A 19,013-nucleotide genomic window follows, 5' to 3' on the forward strand; every position below is an offset into this window, starting at 1 on the left:
CGTTTATTTTGAAGTTTTTTGCGAGAAACTCGTTTAGCTTCAAACACTTGGCTCGCTGCGATCTCTCGTAGCGGGAGGCGAATTCTACAGCGTTTGGAAGCGCTGTCAACCACCATTTCAACCGCTTGCGATCATTCGATCGTAGCCCTTTCAGCATCGCCTGGATCATCTAACTCATTGAATCTCAAGGAGTTTGTTGTTCCGATGTCGCTGGAAGTGGGGCGCATTATAAGGGGATTCGAAAGTGCGTCAAGGCTTAATTTCAAGAAACCTTAATATCGCTGAAAAGCAAAGCAGGGAGGCCTGCGGCCTCCCAGCTTATCACCACCTTTATATAGCTTCAGATCACGCCAGCTGTTCGCAAATGCTCCAGCGCATCAGCATCCAGCCCCAGCATGTCACTCAAGACTGCTGCCGTATGCTCGCCAAGCAGTGGTGGCGCGCGCCGATATTCAACGGGCGTCTCCGATAACCGGATAGGGCTTGCCACCTGCGGTACGCTCCCCGCCAAAGGATGCGCAATGCTCACCGCCAAGCCGCGCGCAAGCACCTGCGGATCCTGGAACATCTGCGCCAGGTCGTTGATCGGCCCACAGGGCACGCCAGCAGCCTCCAACTGGCTCACCCACTCAGCCGTAGTCTTGAACACCGTAGCCTGGCGAATCAGCGGGATCAGCTCGGTCCTGTTGGCCACCCGCAGTTTGTTGGTGGCAAAGCGCGGGTCATCCGCCCATTGCGGCTGCCCTGCCACTTCGGCGAACTTGCGGAACTGGCCATCATTGCCCACGGTAAGGATGAAGTCGCCATCCGCCGTCGGAAAATCCTGATAAGGCACGATATTAGGATGGGCGTTACCCAGCCGCCGTGGCGAGTTACCCGTGGTCAGATAGTTCATCGCCTGGTTGGCCAGACAGGCCACCTGCACATCCAGCAATGCCATATCGATATGCTGGCCAACACCAGCCTGATCGCGGTGGGCGAGGGCGGCCAGGACGGCAACCGTCGAGTACAGCCCGGTCAGAATGTCGGTCAGCGCAACGCCCACTTTCACCGGTCCGGCACCATCCTCACCATCCGGGCGGCCGGTCAAGCTCATCAGCCCGCCCAACCCCTGGATCATGAAGTCATAGCCAGCCCGCTTTGCATAGGGGCCAGTCTGCCCGAAGCCGGTGATCGAGCAATAGATGAGCTTGGGGTTGAGCGCCTTCAGGCTTGCGTAATCCAGGCCATAGGCCGCCAACCCGCCAACCTTGAAATTTTCGATGACGATATCCGACTTGGCCGCAAGCTCGCGCACCAAGCGCTGCCCCTCGGGCTGCGTGAAATCGATGGTCACCGAGCGCTTGTTGCGGTTGGCCGACAAGTAGTACGCCGCCTCGCCGGTGTTCTCGCCCTGTGCATTCTTGAGGAAAGGTGGCCCCCAGGCACGCGTGTCGTCGCCGCTACCCGGACGCTCGACCTTGATCACGTCGGCCCCCAGGTCAGCCAGGATCTGGCCAGACCAAGGCCCCGCCAGCACTCGGGAAAGATCCAGCACCCGCAGATGAGATAGCGCGCCCATGGGCCAGCTCCTTATTAATAGAAGGCCTGGATGCCGGTTTGCGCACGCCCCAGGATCAGCGCGTGTACGTCGTGGGTCCCTTCATAGGTATTGACCACTTCAAGGTTGACCAGGTGACGCGCCACGCCGAACTCGTCGGAAATCCCGTTGCCGCCGAGCATGTCACGGGCCATACGCGCGATGTCCAGTGCCTTGCCGCAGGAGTTGCGCTTCATGATCGAAGTGATTTCCACCGCGGCGGTGCCTTCGTCCTTCATGCGACCCAACCGCAGGCACCCTTGGAGAGCCAGGGTGATCTCCGTCTGCATGTCGGCCAGCTTTTTCTGGATCAGCTGATTGGCGGCAAGTGGGCGGCCGAACTGCTGGCGGTCCAGAGTGTACTGGCGAGCGGTATGCCAGCAGGCTTCCGCCGCACCCAGCGCGCCCCAGGAGATGCCATAGCGGGCTGAGTTAAGGCAGGTAAACGGGCCTTTGAGGCCACGGACATCCGGGAAGATGTTCTCTTCCGGTACGAACACGTTGTCCATGACGATCTCGCCGGTGATGGAAGCGCGCAGGCCGACCTTGCCATGGATCGCCGGGGCGCTGAGACCCTGCCAGCCTTTTTCCAGCACGAAGCCACGAATATCACCCGCGTCATCCTTGGCCCAGACCACGAACACATCGGCGATCGGGCTGTTGGTGATCCACATCTTGCTACCACTCAGGCGATAGCCACCATCGACCTTACGGGCGCGAGTGATCATCGAGCCTGGGTCGGAGCCGTGGTTGGGTTCGGTCAGACCAAAGCAGCCGATCCACTCGCCGCTGGCAAGCTTTGGCAGATATTTCTGTTTCTGCGCTTCGGTGCCGAACTCATTGATCGGCACCATCACCAATGAAGACTGCACACTCATCATCGAACGGTAGCCAGAGTCGATGCGCTCCACTTCCCGGGCAATCAGGCCGTAGCACACGTAGTTCAGGCCGCTGCCGCCGTATGCCTCAGGAATGGTCGCACCCAGCAGGCCGACTTCACCCATTTCACGGAAAATCGCCGGGTCGGTCTGCTCATGACGGAAGGCTTCGAGCACGCGTGGCGCGAGCTTGTCCTGGGCGAACTGATAAGCGCTGTCACGCACCATGCGCTCTTCTTCAGTGAGCTGCTGATCCAGCAGCAGCGGGTCGATCCAGTTGAAGCTTGCTTTACCAGCCATGAGCGAAATCCTCGAAATAGGGGAGCGGTCTTGTGCCATTGATCCTAGGCCTGATCAGCAGCGAGGACAAACGAGGATTGCGCACGTATTAGTGCTAATTTATCACTCCGTGATTCAGCAAAACCCCATGCCGCAAGCTTGATGAGTGAGGTTGCCGTACATGCGCCGCAAAATACCCAGCACCACCGCTCTGGTCTGCTTCGAAGCCGCAGCGCGCCACGAGAGCTTTACCAAGGCCGCCCAGGAACTTGCCCTGACCCAAGGCGCCGTCTGTCGCCAGATCGGCGGTCTTGAAGCCTTTCTCAATGTGGAACTGTTCCGCCGCTCGCGTCGCGGCGTGAAGCTGACTGAGGCCGGCTTGTCCTATAGCCGCCAAGTCGCCACGCAGTTGGATGCGGTAGAGCGGGATACCCTGTCGGTGATGCGTCAGCAGGGCGCCAATGTGATCGAGCTCGCGGTAGTACCGACCTTCGGCACTCAATGGTTGCTCCCGCGGCTAAAGGACTTCCAGCAGCGCCATCCCGACGTCACCGTCAACCTTACGAACCGCACACGGCCATTCCTGTTTGCCGACACCCCGTTCGACGCTGCCATCTATTTCGGTGATGCCGACTGGTCCGGCACGCAATCCCACCGTCTGATGGGAGAAAACCCGCTCCCGGTATGCAGCCCAGCCTTGCTGCACGGGCAGGGCATGCTCGATGCGCAGCGCATCGCCAGCCTGCCGCTGTTGCAGCAAACCACGCGACCCTACGCATGGCGCCAGTGGTTCAACGGCCTGGGCATGAACGTCGCCGCCGACATGACAGGCCCACGCTACGAACTATTCTCCATGCTCGCCCAGGCCGCCATGCATGAGATGGGCGTCGCGCTGATTCCGCCGTTCCTGATCCAGCGGGAACTGGAGGAAGGCCGATTGGTGGTCGCTAACAGATACGCGCTTACCAGTGACAAGGCCTACTATCTGATGATCCCGGAGCGCAAGGTCGAGTCGGCATCACTCAGGGCATTCCGCGACTGGCTACTGGAACAGGCACGCCGTTACCTTGAAGTACACAGAGAAGATGCTTTCTGACCCCGTAGTCAATTATTTTGAACACCTACAGATATATCTTTTTGTCGCTTGTAGGAAAACTGTAGGGGTGACATGTAAAACCCGCTCAAAGCCATCAACCACGCGGATTTCAGGGGTATTTACGACCTTTATCAGCCAATCCGCGAAATCATCGCAAAAAATTTCAAAATATCCCCTAATCTGCCAATAGCCCATGTTTGACGGGCTGCAGCCGAACACTTGCGACATACGGTCACAGGCTGACTTGTAGTTTCTAGTTCGTTTCGCTCCATAACCGGTTGAAGGCCCCTGGGTTCGTCTGCAAAATGCTCGGCCCGCCCAGGATATGGCGGGCTTGGCGCTTAACAGCCAACCCTGCGCACCAACGAAGTGCGCCGGCTTCTATAAAGACAAAAAGGTCACCGCAGGAGAAATAGTCGTGCACATTGGTGTTCCTCTCGAGACGCAGACCGGTGAGACAAGGGTCGCTGCGACGCCCGAAACCATCAAGAAACTGATTGGCCAGGGCCATCAGGTCACCGTCCAACGGGGGGCAGGGCTCAATGCCAGCATTCCGGACAGTGCCTATGAGGCCGTGGGTGCTTCCCTCGGAAGTGCGGCCGATGCCTACGGCGCTCAGTTGGTTCTCAAGGTGGTAGGCCCCAACGACCAGGAGCTGGCCCTGATCAACAGCGGCAGCCTGCTGGTCGGTATGCTCAACCCCTTCAACAGTGAACTGATCGGCAAGATGGCTGAGCGCGGTATCACCGCATTCGCCCTCGAAGCCGCGCCGCGCACCTCGCGGGCCCAGAGCCTCGACGTGCTGTCGTCCCAGGCCAACATCGCCGGCTACAAGGCGGTGCTGCTGGCAGCCCATCACTACCCACGCTTCATGCCCATGCTGATGACCGCCGCCGGTACCGTCAAAGCCGCGCGCGTGCTTGTACTGGGTGCAGGTGTTGCCGGCCTGCAGGCCATCGCCACGGCCAAGCGCCTGGGTGCGGTGATCGAGGCGTCGGACGTGCGTCCGGCGGTGAAGGAGCAGATCGAATCGCTCGGCGCCAAGTTCCTTGATGTGCCCTACGAGACCGACGAGGAGCGCGAGTGCGCAGAAGGCGTTGGCGGTTATGCGCGGCCGATGCCGGCCAGCTGGATGCAACGCCAGGCCCAGGCCGTGCACGAGCGCGCCAAGCAGGCAGACATCGTCATCACCACCGCGCTGATCCCCGGCCGCAAGGCACCGACCCTGCTCAGCGCCGAAACCGTGGCGCAGATGAAGCCGGGCTCGGTGGTCATCGACCTGGCGGCAGCCCAAGGCGGCAACTGCCCGCTGACCGTCGCCGACCAGGTGGTGATGGAAAACGGGGTGACCATCGTCGGCCCGACCAACCTGCCCGCGCAGGTGGGTGCCGATGCCTCGGCGCTGTATGCACGTAACTTGCTGGACTTCATGAAGCTGCTGTTCGACAAGGACGGCGCACTGGTCATCAACCTCGAAGACGACATCGTCGCCGCGTGCCTGATGTGCCGCGACGGCCAGGTCGTGCGCAAGAACGGCTAAGGAGCACGACAATGGAAGACATGCTGATTTCCCATGGCATCTACAACCTGATCATCTTCGTGCTGGCCATCTATGTCGGCTACCACGTGGTGTGGAACGTCACCCCGGCACTGCACACGCCGTTGATGGCGGTCACCAACGCGATCTCGGCGATCGTCATCGTCGGCGCCATGCTGGCTGCCGCCCTGACCGTGACCCCGGCCGGCAAACTGATGGGCACTCTGGCGGTGGCCTTGGCTGCGGTCAACGTGTTCGGTGGCTTCCTGGTCACTCGCCGCATGCTTGAAATGTTCAAGAAGAAAACCAAGAACGAGGCGCAGAAGTAAGCATGAGCATGAATCTGGTAACGCTCCTCTACCTTGTCGCCTCGATCTGCTTCATCCAGGCGCTCAAGGGCCTGTCGCACCCGACCACCTCGCGGCGCGGCAACCTGTACGGCATGATCGGCATGGGGATCGCGATCCTCACCACGGTTGGCCTCATTTATAAGCTCGGCGCCGAGATCGCTACCGCCGGCATCGGCTACGTGATCGTCGGCCTGTTGGTCGGCGGTACCGCTGGCTCGATCATGGCCAAGCGCGTCGAGATGACCAAGATGCCGGAACTGGTCGCCTTCATGCACAGCATGATCGGCCTGGCTGCGGTGTTCATCGCCATCGCCGCGGTGCTCGAGCCGCAGTCGATGGGCATTGTCGCAGCTATCAGCGACCCAATCCCCACCGGTAACCGCCTGGAGCTGTTCCTTGGCGCGGCCATCGGTGCGATCACCTTCTCCGGTTCCGTGATCGCCTTCGGCAAGCTGTCGGGCAAGTACAAGTTCCGCCTGTTCCAAGGCGCACCGGTACAGTTCGCCGGCCAGCACAAGTTGAACCTGATCCTGGGTCTGACCACCATCGCCCTGGGCCTGCTGTTCACCTTCACCGGCCATTACAGCGCCTTCACCCTGATGCTGGTCCTGGCCTTCATCATGGGCGTGCTGATCATCATCCCGATCGGGGGCGCCGACATGCCGGTGGTGGTGTCGATGCTCAACAGCTACTCGGGCTGGGCAGCGGCGGGTATCGGCTTCTCGCTGAACAACTCGATGCTGATCATCGCCGGCTCCCTGGTGGGCTCCAGCGGTGCGATCCTCTCCTACATCATGTGCAAGGCGATGAACCGCTCGTTCTTCAACGTCATCCTCGGCGGCTTCGGCGGCGATGCCGATGCCGGCGCGGCACAAGGCTCGAAAGAACAGCGCCCGGTGAAGTCCGGTTCGGCCGACGACGCGACCTTCCTGCTGAGCAACGCCGACAGCGTGATCATCGTCCCGGGCTACGGCCTGGCGGTGGCACGTGCCCAGCACGCGCTCAAGGAACTGACCGAAAAGCTGACCCACAACGGCGTGACCGTGAAATACGCGATCCACCCGGTGGCGGGGCGCATGCCCGGGCATATGAACGTACTGCTGGCCGAGGCCGAAGTGCCTTACGACCAGGTGTTCGAGATGGAAGACATCAACGCCGAGTTCGGCCAGGCCGACGTGGTACTGGTGCTGGGCGCCAACGACGTGGTCAACCCGGCGGCGAAGAACGATCCGAAGTCGCCAATCGCCGGCATGCCTATTCTCGAAGCCTTCAAGGCCAAGACCATCATCGTCAACAAGCGCTCCATGGCCAGCGGCTATGCCGGCCTGGACAACGAACTGTTCTACCTGGACAAGACCATGATGGTGTTCGGTGACGCGAAGAAGGTCATCGAGGATATGGTCAAAGCTGTCGAGTAAGCCTTTTCGCATCTAACAGTGCGATATATAGAAAGCCCTGGCGAGATTTCTCCCAGGGCTTTTGCATTTTACTGATCCAGATCAACGGCTGTATTTCCGCGCTTCTCATACGACCATGGTCGCGGGACGGCGCCGGGGTAAATCTCTAGACTGCGCTGCAGTAGCTTCAGTAGCCTGAGATAACAATCCATGTACCGTGATCGTATCCGCTTGTCCTCCCTGCACAGCAAGGTAATGAGTGCGGCTGACGCCGCTGGCCTGATCGAGGACGGCATGACCGTCGGCATGAGCGGCTTCACCCGCGCCGGCGAAGCCAAGGCTGTGCCGCATGCCCTGGCCGAACGCGCCAAGCAATCGCCACTGAAAATCAGCCTGATGACCGGCGCCAGCCTGGGTAACGACCTCGACAAGCAGCTGACCGAGGCCGGCGTGCTGGCCCGCCGCATGCCATTCCAGGTCGACAGCACCCTGCGCAAGGCCATCAACGACGGCCAAGTGATGTTCATCGACCAGCACCTGTCGGAAACCGTCGAGCAACTGCGCAACAAGCAGCTGAAACTGCCGGACATCGCCGTGATCGAGGCGGTAGCCATCACCGAAGAAGGCCACATCGTGCCAACCACATCGGTGGGCAACTCGGCCAGCTTCGCCATCTTTGCCAAGCACGTGATCGTCGAGATCAACCTGTCGCACAATGCCAACCTCGAAGGCTTGCACGACATCTATATCCCGACCTACCGCCCGACCCGCACGCCGATCCCGCTGGTGAAGGTCGATGACCGCATCGGCAGCAGCGCAATCGCCATCGACCCGGCCAAGATCGTCGGTATCGTCATCAGCGACCAGCCTGACTCGCCATCCACCGTGCTGCCGCCGGATGACGAAACCCAAGGCATCGCCGACCACCTGATCAACTTCCTCAAGAGCGAAGTGGCAGCCGGCCGCATGACCAACAAGCTCGGCCCGCTGCAGGCCGGCATCGGCAGCATCGCCAACGCGGTAATGTGCGGCCTGATCGAGTCGCCGTTCGAAGACCTGACCATGTACTCCGAAGTGCTGCAGGATTCGACCTTCGACCTGATCGACGCTGGCAAGCTGAGCTTCGCCTCCGGCAGCTCGATCACCCTGTCGAGCCGCCGCAATGCCGATGTGTTCGGCAACCTGGAGCGCTACAAGGACAAGCTGGTGTTGCGCCCGCAGGAGATCTCCAACCATCCTGAAGTCGTCCGCCGCCTGGGCATCATCGGCATCAACACGGCGCTGGAGTTCGACATCTACGGCAACGTCAACTCCACGCACGTCTGCGCTACGCGGATGATGAACGGCATCGGTGGCTCCGGCGACTTCGCCCGCAACGCTCACCTGGCGGTGTTCGTGACCAAGTCGATCGCCAAGGGCGGTGCGATTTCCAGCGTTGTGCCGATGGTCAGCCATGTCGACCACACCGAGCATGACGTGGATATCCTGGTGACCGAGCAGGGTCTGGCGGACCTGCGTGGCCTGGCGCCGCGCGAGCGCGCCCGGGCGATCATCGACAACTGTGTGCACCCGGATTACCGGGCAGCGCTGAACGACTACTTCGAACGCGCCTGCCAGCGTGGCGGCCATACGCCGCATATCCTGCGTGAGGCGTTGAGCTGGCACGAAAACCTGGAAGAAAGCGGGCGCATGCTCGCCAGCTGATGCAATGTCAGCCTGAGCAGCTCCTCCAATAAGCTGCTCAGGCCTGTTCTCACACAGTCCGCAACAGTCGCAACACCGCAGCCAGCACACATTTTGCTTGTAAGCTGAATAAACTGTACTACTGTACCGCTTATTAGCCGACCCCAAGCGCCTTCCCTAGTCTCCTTCAGTCAAAATAGCACCATCCTGGTGCAGACCAGTACAGTTACGCCAGTTTCGAGTGCAACAGTCGGTTTAAACAGTTAACTGGCTCATCTCATTACCACTGAACTGTATCTACTGTTCTGGACAACAGAGGAGGATCATTGGCATCAGTTAAACCACTACCTAATCCCGCCATAAGCGGAAGGATGAAACATCATGGAACGTACCCTCAGTTCCGGTCTCGTGTTCGAAAACAACGCCCAGCAGTCCAACGCTTCGCTGCCACTGCGCGCCCTCTCTACCCTGCTGCTGTGGCAGCGTCGCATGGCCAGCCGCCGTCAATTGGCTCGCCTGGATGCCCGCCTGCTGGCTGACGCCGGTATCAGCGAATCGCAGCGTTACGAAGAGCTGAGCAAGCCGTTCTGGCGCTAAGCCCCGGTTCGCCGGCTGCGGCCGGCACCGCGAATTCCCCAAACCCGCTGCAGGCGACTGCAGCGGGTTTTTTATTGGCTGAGTCTGGGGCCAGAGCCTTTGCAGCAGCGAACGGTACAGTTTTATTGATATAAATATCGGCCATAACAGTTTGCTTGCGCACTGTTCATTAACATCCAGAAATACCGCCGCGTGATACGCTTGACTCAACAGTCTGGTAGAAACCAGTTGTTCAAAGGTACCGTGACGAACCCCGTGAGCGTCCGATAAGCAGATCCACAGATCCCTCCCCAGGAGTCCACGACCATGTCCCTTAAGCACCTGATTGGCGCAGCCCTGCTGCTCGGCCTGACCGGCGCCGCCAACGCCAGCAGTTTCGTCGTCACGACCGATGCCGTAGTCCGTGCCGTTGCCGCCACCACTGACGCCACCTCCGACCTGTCTTCGTCGTTCCGCGACGACAAGATCGTGCAGGCCGCCCGCGACGACGCCGCCACCTACGTTGGTAGCCAAGGCGCCATCCACGGGGCCAAGCTGGAAAGCGCCTTCCTGCACATCCGTTCGAGCATGCCGGCGCTGCAAGCCAGCGATGCTCAACTGGCGCAGGCTATCCTGGCGCTCTGATTCACAAGCTGTAATACGCAAGCGCTGGCTCTGGCCGGCACTTGCGGGCTAGCCTTTGCCGTCCTGTTCCTGTTTAAGAAGCCCATGCGTTATCTGTTGCCGTTGTTGTTCTGCGTAGCCGTCATGGGCAGTGCCCATGCCATGGACACCACCACGCAAGGGCTGGTCATCACCGGCTATGTCACCAGCCAGGTCACGACCGCGCCTTTCGACCGCAAGCTGGTCAGGCAGGCCCGCGACGATGCCGCAGCCTTTGTTGCCAGTCACGGCCTGATCCGTGGCGCGCGCCTGGAAGCGGCGCTCGATGCGCTGCGCCACAACTGTGCTTATCACCCTGTCGGCGACCTTGAACTGGCAGAGGCGATTCTCGTCCAATGATCACTTTCGACTCCCTGTATGTTCCGGAGATGCTCCATGCGTAAACCGCTGATCGCCGCTACCCTCGGCATGTTACTGCTGGCCGACCTGGCCCAGGCACAGACTCTGGTGGCCACCAGCAACATCATCGTGCGCGCCTTTGGCCGCTCGATCGATTTCACCTCTGACACCACTACCTCGATCCGCGACTCCAAGGTTGTGCGTGAAGCCCATGACGATGCCGCCAGTTTCGTCGCCAGCAACGGAGATATCCGCGGCGCTCAGCTGGAGGCTGCCTTCGATACCCTGCGCGAGCGCGTGCCTGAAGCGCGCAGCGCCAGCGACCAGGTGCTGGCCGAAGCTATCCTGGCGCTGTGAATCGCGTGCGTGCCTGGCTGCTCGGCTGCGCCCTGACGCTGCTCGGTACGCCCGCTCTGGCCGACCTGCAGCTCGATCTGCAGGCACCAGGCCTCACCCCGCAACAGGCCCAAGCTTCGCAAGCGCTGCTGGACGAGGCTATGGCTAAGCTCCCGCCGCGCTTCAAGCAACAGCTGGACCGGCGGGTGGCGGTCAGCTGGAGCGACACCATGCCGGCCGATGCCTATGGCCAGGCGTCCTTGGTCTCGACCCTGGAGCTCAATCGTCGCCTGTTGCCCAGCCTGGCTGACGGCAGCGCCGCGAAGCAACTCACCGACCGGCCCCATGGCACCGTGCGCGAAGAGCTGCTGGCTACTGTCCTTCACGAACTCACCCATATTTACGACCGGGCTCGGCGCTGGCCCAGCGCCGAGCGCTCGCTAATCGCCCGCTGCAAGCGCCAGCAAGGCACGGTAGGCAAAATTGGCCAGCGGGAGGAATGCCGCGGCCAGGCAGAACGCCGCTTCACCTTGAGCGACGACCCGCGTTTTCTTGACCTGGCCGGCTGGCCGCAATACGTCGGCCGCCGCGGCGAGCGTGAACAGCACAACGGCCAGTTCGTCCGTAGCCCCGACAGCTACGAGTTGAGCAGCCCCAAGGAATACCTCGCGGTCAACATGGAGTACTTCCTCCTCGACCCGAGTTATGGCTGCCGCCGACCGGCGTTGAACCAGTACCTGCGTGAACACTTTGGCTGGGCGCCAACGCAGCAAGCCTGCGCCAAGGGCCTGCCATTCCTCAATGCCGGCAGCGACTTCGCCCGTCAGCCCTTGGGCGATATCGACCCGGAGCGGGTCTACGAGGTGGACTTCCTGCTGGCCGAGGCCAACCAGAATCTGGTCAGCCGCTGGGGCCACAGCATGCTGCGTCTGGTGATCTGCAAGCCTGGCCGCCCACGCGGTCCAGACTGCCGCCTGGACCTCGACCAGCACCTGGTGCTGTCGTACCGCGCTTTCGTCAACGACGTGCAGTTGTCCAGCTGGGATGGCCTGGTCGGCGCCTACCCATCACGGCTGTTCGTGCTGCCGCTGGCCCAGGTGATCGACGAGTACACCAAGACCGAATTGCGCAGCCTGGCGTCGGTGCCGCTGAAGCTAAACCGCAACGAGATCGAAAACCTGGTACGCCAGGCCGCCGAGATGCACTGGACGTATGACGGCGACTACTGGTTCCTGTCCAACAACTGCGCAGTGGAGTCTTTGAAACTGCTGCGCAGCGGCACCGCCAACCCACGCATCAACGACCTCGACAGCATCATGCCCATCGGCTTGCTGGAGGTGCTGGCGGGCAGGGGGCTGGCGGATACCAGCGTGCTCGATGACCCACGCGAGGCCCTGCGCCTGGGGTATCGGTTCGATTCCTATCGCGAGCGCTATCAAGCGATGTTCGATGTGCTCAGGAAACAGCTGCCGGTCAAGCAGGACAAGGTAGAGGACTGGCTGGCCCTGGATGCCGAGCAGCGCCGCAGCTGGTTCGCACAGGCAGACCTGCGCACCAGCGCCGCCTTGCTGCTGCTCGAGCAAGCCAGCCTGCGCCGCCAGTTACTGCTGGCCCAGGACGAAGTGAAGCAGCGCTACCTGAATGCGGCCGCACTGAATGACGGCAGTGTCAGCAAGGCCGACCAGACACTGAAGCAGATGCTCGCCAACAGCGGCTTCCTCAGCCGCCCGGCGGAGCTGTTGGAGGCCAAGGGCTATGGGCTGCCGCAGCCGGAAGAACGTGAGCACCTGGAGAAGGTCAGCAGTGAGCGGCAGGCGCAGTTGCTGCGTTTGAGCACTGATCTGGATAAAGAGGTGAGGGCGCTGCTGGAGCCTTCCCGGGCCAAGGAAATTGCTGCGGTGGAGGCGAATGTGAAGCAGATCGGGGAGCATCTGCGGGCGCTGCACAAGGCTGCGGGGGGCCTGCAGCTACCCTAGTGTCTGCACTGGCCTCTTCGCGGCTGTAGGAGCGGCTTCAGCCGCGAGAGGCCAGCAGAACCAGCACAAAACTATGGTTTCTCCTCCGCCTCCCCAGGCAAACCCTCATCCAGATGCAGCCAGGGCAACCGGCTGCTCGTCCAGATATGCCGCCGCGCCCGCACCCGCTCCGGATGATCCAACGTCGCCACCGTCACATCGATGCTGTCCGGGCTGTGCTCGGTCACCAACGCCACATGCGCCCCACACTCCCCACAGAAGTATCGTTTGCAGCTGGCCGGCGCCACATAGCACTGCGGCCTGCCCGCGAGCCACTTGAAGTCCCGGCGGGGCAGGGTAAGCCAGGTCACCACCAGCCCGCCGCTGACCCGCCGACAGATCGAGCAATGACAATGGGCCACATCCGTCAATTCGCCCTTCAAGCGATAGCGCAAGGCGCCGCAATGGCAGCCTCCTTCGGTTACATCCTGCATCACCTACCTCCCGTCGCCCATCTCCCGGCGAAAGCTGGCTGAAAGCTAACCCCCCTAGGATAGCCTCCACCACCGGCACAAGACCGGTCAGCCAGGGCACCCGGAATTTCCGCGCCCGGCCCAATCAACAACAACAATGGTGATTCTGATGTATTCCTGTGCCCGCCTTTTTGCAGTCCCCCTCCGTTTGCTCCTTGCGCAGCGCCCGACGCGCTGACCCGCCCGAATCGCCGTTCCTTTCGCCGCGCCACGCCTGGAGTATTGCCATGCTGACCTTCCTCGGCTTTGCCATGGTCATCACCTTCATGTACCTGATCATGACCAAGCGCCTGTCGGCCTTGATCGCACTGATCCTGGTACCGATCCTGTTCGCCCTGTTCGGTGGTTTTTCCGCCGAGATCGGCCCAATGATGCTTCAAGGCATCAGCAAGCTCGCGCCGACCGGCGTGATGCTGATGTTCGCCATCCTGTACTTCGCCCTGATGATCGACTCCGGCCTGTTCGACCCGGCCGTGCGCAAGATCCTCAAACTGGTCAAGGGCGACCCGTTGAAAGTCTCGGTCGGCACCGCCGTGCTGGCCCTGGTGGTATCGCTCGACGGTGACGGCGCCACTACCTACATGATCTGCTGCGCTGCCATGCTGCCGCTGTACAGCCGCCTGGGCATGAGCCCGCGAATCATGGCCGGCCTGATCATCCTCGCCGGCGGGGTGATGAACATGACCCCGTGGGGCGGGCCGACTGCCCGTGCCGCCAGCGCCCTGCACGTGGACCCGTCGGACATTTTCGTGCCGATGATCCCGGCCATGGTCTTCGGCGTGCTGGCGATCCTGGCCATCGCCTACATGTACGGCAAACGTGAACGTGCCCGCCTGGGCGAGCTGCACCTGCCGACCGATGACATCGACCACAGCGAAATCAGCGTGTCGCAGTTCCCCGAAGCGCGCCGCCCAAAACTGCTGTGGTTCAACGGTGCGCTAACCGCCGTGCTGATGGTTGCGCTGATCGCCGGCTTGCTGCCACTGCCAGTGCTGTTCATGATCGCCTTCAGTATCGCCATGATCGTCAACTACCCGTGCCTGCAGCAGCAAAAGGACCGTATCGCCGCCCATGCCGGCAGCGTGCTGGCCGTGACCGGGTTGATCTTCGCCGCCGGTATCTTCACCGGCATCCTGTCGGGCACCGGCATGGTCGAAGCCATGTCCAAGAGCCTGCTGGCGGTCATTCCTGAAGCACTGGGGCCATACCTTGCGGTAATTACCGCGATCGTGAGCATGCCGTTCACCTTCTTCATGTCCAACGATGCCTTCTACTACGGCGTGCTGCCGGTGCTGGCGGAGGCCGCCAGCCACTACGGCATCAGCCCGGTGGAAATGGCCCGGGCGTCGATCGTCGGGCAGCCGGTTCACCTGCTGAGCCCGCTGGTACCCTCCACCTACCTGCTGGTGGCATTGGCCGGCATCGAATTCGGCGACCACCAGCGCTTCACCCTCAAGTGGGCAGTACTGGTGTGCATGTGCATAATGGCCGCCGCATTGCTGATGGGCATTTTCCCGTTGTTCAGTAGTCTTTAATAAACACGCACCACCGCAAACGCGAAGCGCCCATACTTGGGCGCTTTGCCATTACCGTTCGAAGGAAGACACATGGAATGGCTGACCAGCCCGGAAATCTGGGTTGCCTTTTTCACCCTCACCGCGCTTGAGATCGTGCTCGGCATCGACAACATCATCATGATCTCGATTCTGGTCAGCCGCATGCCCAAGCACATGCAGCCGCGCACCCGGATCTTCGGCCTGGCCCTGGCCATGGTCACCCGCATCATGCTGCTGCTGTCGATCACCTGGGTCATGCGCCTTACCGCTGACCTGTTCGTGGTTTTCGGCCAGGGCATCTCGGGTCGCGATCTGATCCTGTTCTTCGGTGGCCTGTTCTTGCTGTGGAAAAGCTCGCAGGAGATCTACCACGGCCTGGAAGGTGAAGACGAGAATCCCGATGAGCCGAAAGGCGCGGGCGGCAAGTTCTTCTACACCATCATCCAGATCGCCATCATCGACATCGTGTTCTCCCTGGACTCGGTGATCACCGCGGTGGGCATGGTCTCGCACGTGCCGGTGATGATCGCCGCGATCGTCGTCGCGGTGCTGGTGATGATGCTCTGCGCCGGGGCCATCAGCAACTTCATCGACAAGCACCCTTCGCTGAAGATGCTTGCGCTTTCGTTCCTGATCGTCGTAGGTACCGTGCTGATCGCCGAATCGTTCGATGTGCACGTGCCGAAGGGCTACGTCTACTTCGCCATGGCGTTCTCGCTGGCGGTCGAGGCCATCAACATCCGCATGCGCACCGCCATGGCGCGCAAGGACGGCAAGGAACACGACCCGGTGAAACTGCGCAAGGACATTCCGGGTCAGTAAGTACCTGGAGCGCAGCGAGAGGGCCCTTCGGGGCCCTTTTTCATGGCCAGGGTTTCATGACAAGTTTGTTTCAAACGCCCGCCAGGCATGCCAAGCTGGCATGAGCTGCGCAAAACAACTACAGCTTGAGTAAGCACTGGATTAAAAACACCCACCCCCGGGCCAGGCTTGCCGCTTCACCCATTGGCTTCGCTGCTGAAGCCCAGAATTAGAAAGGGGGGCTACACCATGTTGACCCTGCTCAACCTGCTCTCCGCCGTGGCATTGCTGGTGTGGGGCACGCACATCGTCCGTACCGGCATCCTGCGGGTGTTCGGCTCCAACCTGCGCCGGGTCCTCAGCCAGAACATGAACCGCCGGCCGCTGGCGTTCATTGCCGGCATCGTGGTCACCGCCGTGGTACAGAGCAGCAACGCCACCGCCATGCTGGTCACTTCATTCGTCGGCCAGGGCCTGATGGCCATGACCCCGGCGCTGGCGATCATGCTCGGCGCCGACGTGGGTACCGCGCTGATGGCCAGGGTGCTGACCCTCGACCTGTCGTGGCTGTCGCCGCTGCTGCTGTTTCTCGGGGTGATCTTCTTTCTGTCACGCAAGCAGACACGCGCTGGCCAGCTGGGCCGCGTCGGTATCGGCCTGGGCCTGATCATCCTGGCGCTGGAGCTGATCGTGCAGGCCGCCACGCCGATCACCCATGCCCAGGGTGTAAAAGTGCTGTTCGCCTCACTGACTGGCGACATCCTGCTCGATGCCTTGGTTGGCGCATTGTTCGCCATGGTTTCCTATTCCAGCCTGGCGGCGGTGTTGCTCACCGCCACCCTGGCCGGCGCTGAAGTGATCAGCCTGCCGGTGGCCATCGGCCTGGTGGTCGGCGCCAACATCGGCAGCGGGCTTCTGGCATTCATCAGCACCAGCATGCAGAACGCTGCCGGGCGGCGCGTGGCATTGGGCAGCCTGCTGTACAAGCTGATCGGCCTGCTGCTGATCATTCCCGTGCTGCACCCGCTGGTCGAGTGGATGGACTCGCTGAGCTTCAGCCCGCAGGAACTGGTGATCGGCTTCCACCTGCTCTATAACACCCTGCGCTGCCTGATCATGCTGCCCACGGTCAAACTCATGGGCCGGCTGTGCAACAGCCTGCTGCCCGAGCGCGAAAACGGCAACGGCCAGGTGCGCGCGCGCCACCTCGACCCCTCGGCACTTACCACGCCAAGCCTGGCCCTGGCCAACGCCGCCCGCGAAACCCTGCGCCTGGGCGACATCGTCGACAGCCTGCTCGAAGCCATGCTCAATGCCCTGCGCGGCACCCAGACCGCTTTGCCCCAGCAAGTCCGCGCCCTGAGCGAGGACGCCGAAGCGCTCTACAACGCGATCAAGCTGTACCTGGCGCAGATGGCGCGGGAAGACCTGAGCGATCAGGAGAACCGACGCTGGGCCGAAATCATCGAGTTGGCGATCAACCTCAAGCTGGCCGGCGACCTGATCGAACGCATGCTGCGCAAGGTGCAGCAGCAGAAGACCAGCCAGCGCCGGGAGTTTTCCCAGGTCGGCCTGGAGGAGCTCACCGGCCTGCAGGAGCAGTTGCTGTCCAACCTGCGCCTGGGCCTGTCGGTGTTCCTCAGCGCCGACCCTGAGAGCGCACACTTGCTCCTACGCGAAAAACGCCGTTTCCGCGCGCAGGAACGGCGCCTGGCCCACGCCCACGTCAGCCGTTTGCAGCGCAAGGTAGTGCAAAGTATCGAAACGAGTTCGCTACACTTGGAGCTGATCGCCGACATGAAGCGGTTGAACTCTTTGTTCTGCAGCAGTGCCTATGTGGTACTGGGCGGCACGGACACCGGCGGGCTGATGCTCGATACGGTACCGGATGAAGCCCGCCAGCCCTGATCTCGCACACCTGGAGACCCAAGCTCGCCCATGCGTTGCCTGACATTCGTTTGCCTGCTGATCTGCAGCCTGACCTCCCACGCCCTGGATCGCTCGCGGGTCGAAGGCTACCTGTTGCCCAATGGCCTGCAGGTGATCCTCAAATCCGGCTATGAACGTGACCACGTGGCGATCCGCCTGGTCGTCGGGGTGGGCCTGGACGATTTCGACTGCGAGCAGAAAGAGCTGCCGCACTTGCTCGAACATTTGCTGTTCAGCGGCATCGACGAAACCGGCGAGGGCGGCCTGGAAGAACGTCTGCAGGCCCTGGGCGGCGAATGGAATGCGTACACCAGCAGCGCCGACACTACCTTCGTCATCGAAGCCCCGGCGCGCAATCAGCGCAAAGTCCTCGACCTGCTGCTGGCGGTGATCCGCGATACCCGTATCGACGCCAAGGCGCTGGCCACCGCCAAACGCATCATCGAACGCGAAGATGGCGGCCATTACGGCCACTTGCAACGCTGGCTCGACCGCCAGGACATCGGCCATCCGGCCAGCGCTCAGCTGGCGACCGAGCTCGGCCTGAAATGCCCGGAGCGCTCCAACCTCGACGACATGACTCTGGAGCAGGTGCAGGCCCTGCGTGATCGCTGGTATGCCGCCAACAACATGACCCTGATCGTGGTCGGCGGCCTCGACCGCCTGCTGCCGGCCTACCTGGACCGTACCTTTGGCGAGCTGCCCGCCACCGAGCCGGAGGAACGGCGCAACCTCGACAGCATCAGCCAACAGGCCGAGCAACGCCGCGACCTGACTCGCGGGGTACTGGGCGACAGCGTCAAACTGCACTGGCTGTTCATCGAACCGGTACTGGACAACGATCACCAGCCGACCCTCGACCTGCTTTCGCGCTACCTGGACTGGGCCTTGTACGACCAGTTGCGGTTGCGCAACGGCCTGTCCTACGGCCCCTCGGTGCAGCGTGAAAGCTTTGGCGACAGCGGCATGCTGAGCATGAACGCCGACCTTGAGCGCGACGACATCGACAAGGCAGTCAAGGTGATGCAACAGCTGTTCGACCACCTGCGCAAGGAAGGCCTCGATGCCGATACCTTCGCCCGCATCAAGGACGCCGCCGTTGCCAAGGAGAGCTGGAGCACCCAGGGCAACAGCGCGTTGGCCGACTATTACTGGGGGGCGCTGAACGACTACAACAATGGGCGCTTTGCCAGCCCGACGCGGCAGCTACGCCAGGTCAGCCTGGAGCAGGCCAACGATGCATTGAAGGAATTGCTCAAGGACGAGGGGTATCTGCGGATCGAGAAGCCATTGCTGGGGTATGACGAGCTGTATGGGCTGATTGCATTGCTAGCTGGTGTGGTACTGGCTGCAGGGTTGCTGATACGGCGCCGTCACCCACCAGAGCGGCCCAGCGGTGCTACACGGGAGCGGTGATTCGGCGGTATCCTTCGTCAGTACCGGCCCTTTCGCGGGACAAGCCCGCTCCCACAGATTGTGTGATCAACATAAATCCTGTGGGAGCG

The 19,013-nt window shown here is 61.7% G+C and carries 17 protein-coding genes; 14 read left to right on the forward strand and 3 right to left on the reverse strand.

The features are described 5' to 3' along the window. Positions 1-340: 340 nt before the first annotated feature. Together ACIPZF_RS20385 and ACIPZF_RS20390 are read right to left on the reverse strand one after the other, a co-directional pair. The gene (locus tag ACIPZF_RS20385; RefSeq protein WP_400802507.1) at positions 341-1,561 is read right to left on the reverse strand and encodes a CaiB/BaiF CoA transferase family protein; all 1,221 of its coding nucleotides are present in this window, start codon (positions 1,559-1,561) and stop codon (positions 341-343) included. Positions 1,562-1,575: 14 nt separating this feature from the next. Further along, entirely contained in the window at positions 1,576-2,757 is a 1,182-nt protein-coding gene (locus ACIPZF_RS20390) for an acyl-CoA dehydrogenase (protein WP_400802509.1), read from the reverse strand. Between the two features lie 160 nt (positions 2,758-2,917). Between ACIPZF_RS20390 and ACIPZF_RS20395 the strand changes: the two genes are divergently transcribed. From ACIPZF_RS20395 to ACIPZF_RS20440, 10 genes are all read left to right on the forward strand, one after another. Then, positions 2,918-3,832, forward strand: coding sequence for a LysR family transcriptional regulator (locus ACIPZF_RS20395; protein ID WP_400802511.1), 915 nt, complete (start codon positions 2,918-2,920; stop codon positions 3,830-3,832). 418 nt (positions 3,833-4,250) lie between these two features. Further along, complete coding sequence (locus ACIPZF_RS20400; RefSeq protein WP_400802512.1) at positions 4,251-5,372, forward strand: Re/Si-specific NAD(P)(+) transhydrogenase subunit alpha; 1,122 nt, start codon at positions 4,251-4,253, stop codon at positions 5,370-5,372. An 11-nt stretch (positions 5,373-5,383) separates the two neighbouring features. Further along, complete coding sequence (locus ACIPZF_RS20405; RefSeq protein WP_003256966.1) at positions 5,384-5,698, forward strand: NAD(P) transhydrogenase subunit alpha; 315 nt, start codon at positions 5,384-5,386, stop codon at positions 5,696-5,698. Positions 5,699-5,700: 2 nt separating this feature from the next. Beyond that, positions 5,701-7,137, forward strand: coding sequence for an NAD(P)(+) transhydrogenase (Re/Si-specific) subunit beta (locus tag ACIPZF_RS20410; RefSeq protein WP_400802514.1), 1,437 nt, complete (start codon positions 5,701-5,703; stop codon positions 7,135-7,137). 189 nt (positions 7,138-7,326) lie between these two features. Further along, entirely contained in the window at positions 7,327-8,820 is a 1,494-nt protein-coding gene (locus ACIPZF_RS20415; protein ID WP_400802516.1) for an acetyl-CoA hydrolase/transferase family protein, read from the forward strand. Positions 8,821-9,180: 360 nt separating this feature from the next. Continuing rightward, entirely contained in the window at positions 9,181-9,396 is a 216-nt protein-coding gene (locus ACIPZF_RS20420) for a DUF1127 domain-containing protein (protein WP_023378057.1), read from the forward strand. A 306-nt stretch (positions 9,397-9,702) separates the two neighbouring features. Then, the gene (locus tag ACIPZF_RS20425; protein WP_400802517.1) at positions 9,703-10,020 is read left to right on the forward strand and encodes a DUF2388 domain-containing protein; all 318 of its coding nucleotides are present in this window, start codon (positions 9,703-9,705) and stop codon (positions 10,018-10,020) included. Positions 10,021-10,104: 84 nt separating this feature from the next. After that, positions 10,105-10,398: a DUF2388 domain-containing protein gene (locus ACIPZF_RS20430; RefSeq protein WP_400802518.1), complete on the forward strand. Its 294-nt coding sequence runs from the start codon at positions 10,105-10,107 to the stop codon at positions 10,396-10,398. A gap of 36 nt (positions 10,399-10,434) precedes the next feature. Beyond that, positions 10,435-10,755, forward strand: coding sequence for a DUF2388 domain-containing protein (locus ACIPZF_RS20435; RefSeq protein ID WP_400802519.1), 321 nt, complete (start codon positions 10,435-10,437; stop codon positions 10,753-10,755). Continuing rightward, complete coding sequence (locus tag ACIPZF_RS20440) at positions 10,752-12,710, forward strand: DUF4105 domain-containing protein (RefSeq protein WP_400802521.1); 1,959 nt, start codon at positions 10,752-10,754, stop codon at positions 12,708-12,710. The genes ACIPZF_RS20435 and ACIPZF_RS20440 overlap by 4 nt, the downstream gene beginning before the upstream one ends. A gap of 71 nt (positions 12,711-12,781) precedes the next feature. Here the strand turns inward: ACIPZF_RS20440 and ACIPZF_RS20445 are convergent, their stop codons facing one another. Next, a complete protein-coding gene (locus ACIPZF_RS20445) occupies positions 12,782-13,183 on the reverse strand; it encodes a GFA family protein (RefSeq protein WP_400802523.1) in 402 nt (133 codons plus the stop codon). 266 nt (positions 13,184-13,449) lie between these two features. On the opposite strand from ACIPZF_RS20445, the gene ACIPZF_RS20450 reads away from it, so the two are divergent. The 4 genes from ACIPZF_RS20450 (at position 13,450) to ACIPZF_RS20465 (ending at position 18,924) form a co-directional block, all read left to right on the forward strand. Further along, positions 13,450-14,757 (forward strand): CitMHS family transporter, encoded by a 1,308-nt coding sequence (locus tag ACIPZF_RS20450; RefSeq protein ID WP_400802525.1) that lies wholly within the window; start codon positions 13,450-13,452, stop codon positions 14,755-14,757. A gap of 72 nt (positions 14,758-14,829) precedes the next feature. Then, positions 14,830-15,600, forward strand: a complete 771-nt coding sequence (locus tag ACIPZF_RS20455) for a TerC family protein (protein ID WP_400802526.1) — start codon at positions 14,830-14,832, stop codon at positions 15,598-15,600. Between the two features lie 228 nt (positions 15,601-15,828). Further along, a complete protein-coding gene (locus ACIPZF_RS20460) occupies positions 15,829-17,487 on the forward strand; it encodes a Na/Pi cotransporter family protein (RefSeq protein WP_400802528.1) in 1,659 nt (552 codons plus the stop codon). A gap of 30 nt (positions 17,488-17,517) precedes the next feature. Continuing rightward, the gene (locus tag ACIPZF_RS20465) at positions 17,518-18,924 is read left to right on the forward strand and encodes a M16 family metallopeptidase (RefSeq protein ID WP_400802530.1); all 1,407 of its coding nucleotides are present in this window, start codon (positions 17,518-17,520) and stop codon (positions 18,922-18,924) included. The last annotated feature ends 89 nt before the right edge of the window (positions 18,925-19,013 follow it).

The organism is Pseudomonas sp. NPDC089752, from assembly GCF_044748725.1.
Lineage (GTDB): Bacteria > Pseudomonadota > Gammaproteobacteria > Pseudomonadales > Pseudomonadaceae > Aquipseudomonas.

Coding starts and splice junctions, on each gene's coding strand:
- ACIPZF_RS20385 (WP_400802507.1), bottom strand. CDS start 1,561: ATGGGCGCGCTATCTCATCTGCGGGTGCTGGATCTTTCCCGAGTGCTG.
- ACIPZF_RS20390 (WP_400802509.1), bottom strand. CDS start 2,757: ATGGCTGGTAAAGCAAGCTTCAACTGGATCGACCCGCTGCTGCTGGAT.
- ACIPZF_RS20395 (WP_400802511.1), top strand. CDS start 2,918: ATGCGCCGCAAAATACCCAGCACCACCGCTCTGGTCTGCTTCGAAGCC.
- ACIPZF_RS20405 (WP_003256966.1), top strand. CDS start 5,384: ATGGAAGACATGCTGATTTCCCATGGCATCTACAACCTGATCATCTTC.
- ACIPZF_RS20410 (WP_400802514.1), top strand. CDS start 5,701: ATGAGCATGAATCTGGTAACGCTCCTCTACCTTGTCGCCTCGATCTGC.
- ACIPZF_RS20415 (WP_400802516.1), top strand. CDS start 7,327: ATGTACCGTGATCGTATCCGCTTGTCCTCCCTGCACAGCAAGGTAATG.
- ACIPZF_RS20420 (WP_023378057.1), top strand. CDS start 9,181: ATGGAACGTACCCTCAGTTCCGGTCTCGTGTTCGAAAACAACGCCCAG.
- ACIPZF_RS20425 (WP_400802517.1), top strand. CDS start 9,703: ATGTCCCTTAAGCACCTGATTGGCGCAGCCCTGCTGCTCGGCCTGACC.
- ACIPZF_RS20430 (WP_400802518.1), top strand. CDS start 10,105: ATGCGTTATCTGTTGCCGTTGTTGTTCTGCGTAGCCGTCATGGGCAGT.
- ACIPZF_RS20435 (WP_400802519.1), top strand. CDS start 10,435: ATGCGTAAACCGCTGATCGCCGCTACCCTCGGCATGTTACTGCTGGCC.
- ACIPZF_RS20445 (WP_400802523.1), bottom strand. CDS start 13,183: ATGCAGGATGTAACCGAAGGAGGCTGCCATTGCGGCGCCTTGCGCTAT.
- ACIPZF_RS20450 (WP_400802525.1), top strand. CDS start 13,450: ATGCTGACCTTCCTCGGCTTTGCCATGGTCATCACCTTCATGTACCTG.
- ACIPZF_RS20455 (WP_400802526.1), top strand. CDS start 14,830: ATGGAATGGCTGACCAGCCCGGAAATCTGGGTTGCCTTTTTCACCCTC.
- ACIPZF_RS20460 (WP_400802528.1), top strand. CDS start 15,829: ATGTTGACCCTGCTCAACCTGCTCTCCGCCGTGGCATTGCTGGTGTGG.
- ACIPZF_RS20465 (WP_400802530.1), top strand. CDS start 17,518: ATGCGTTGCCTGACATTCGTTTGCCTGCTGATCTGCAGCCTGACCTCC.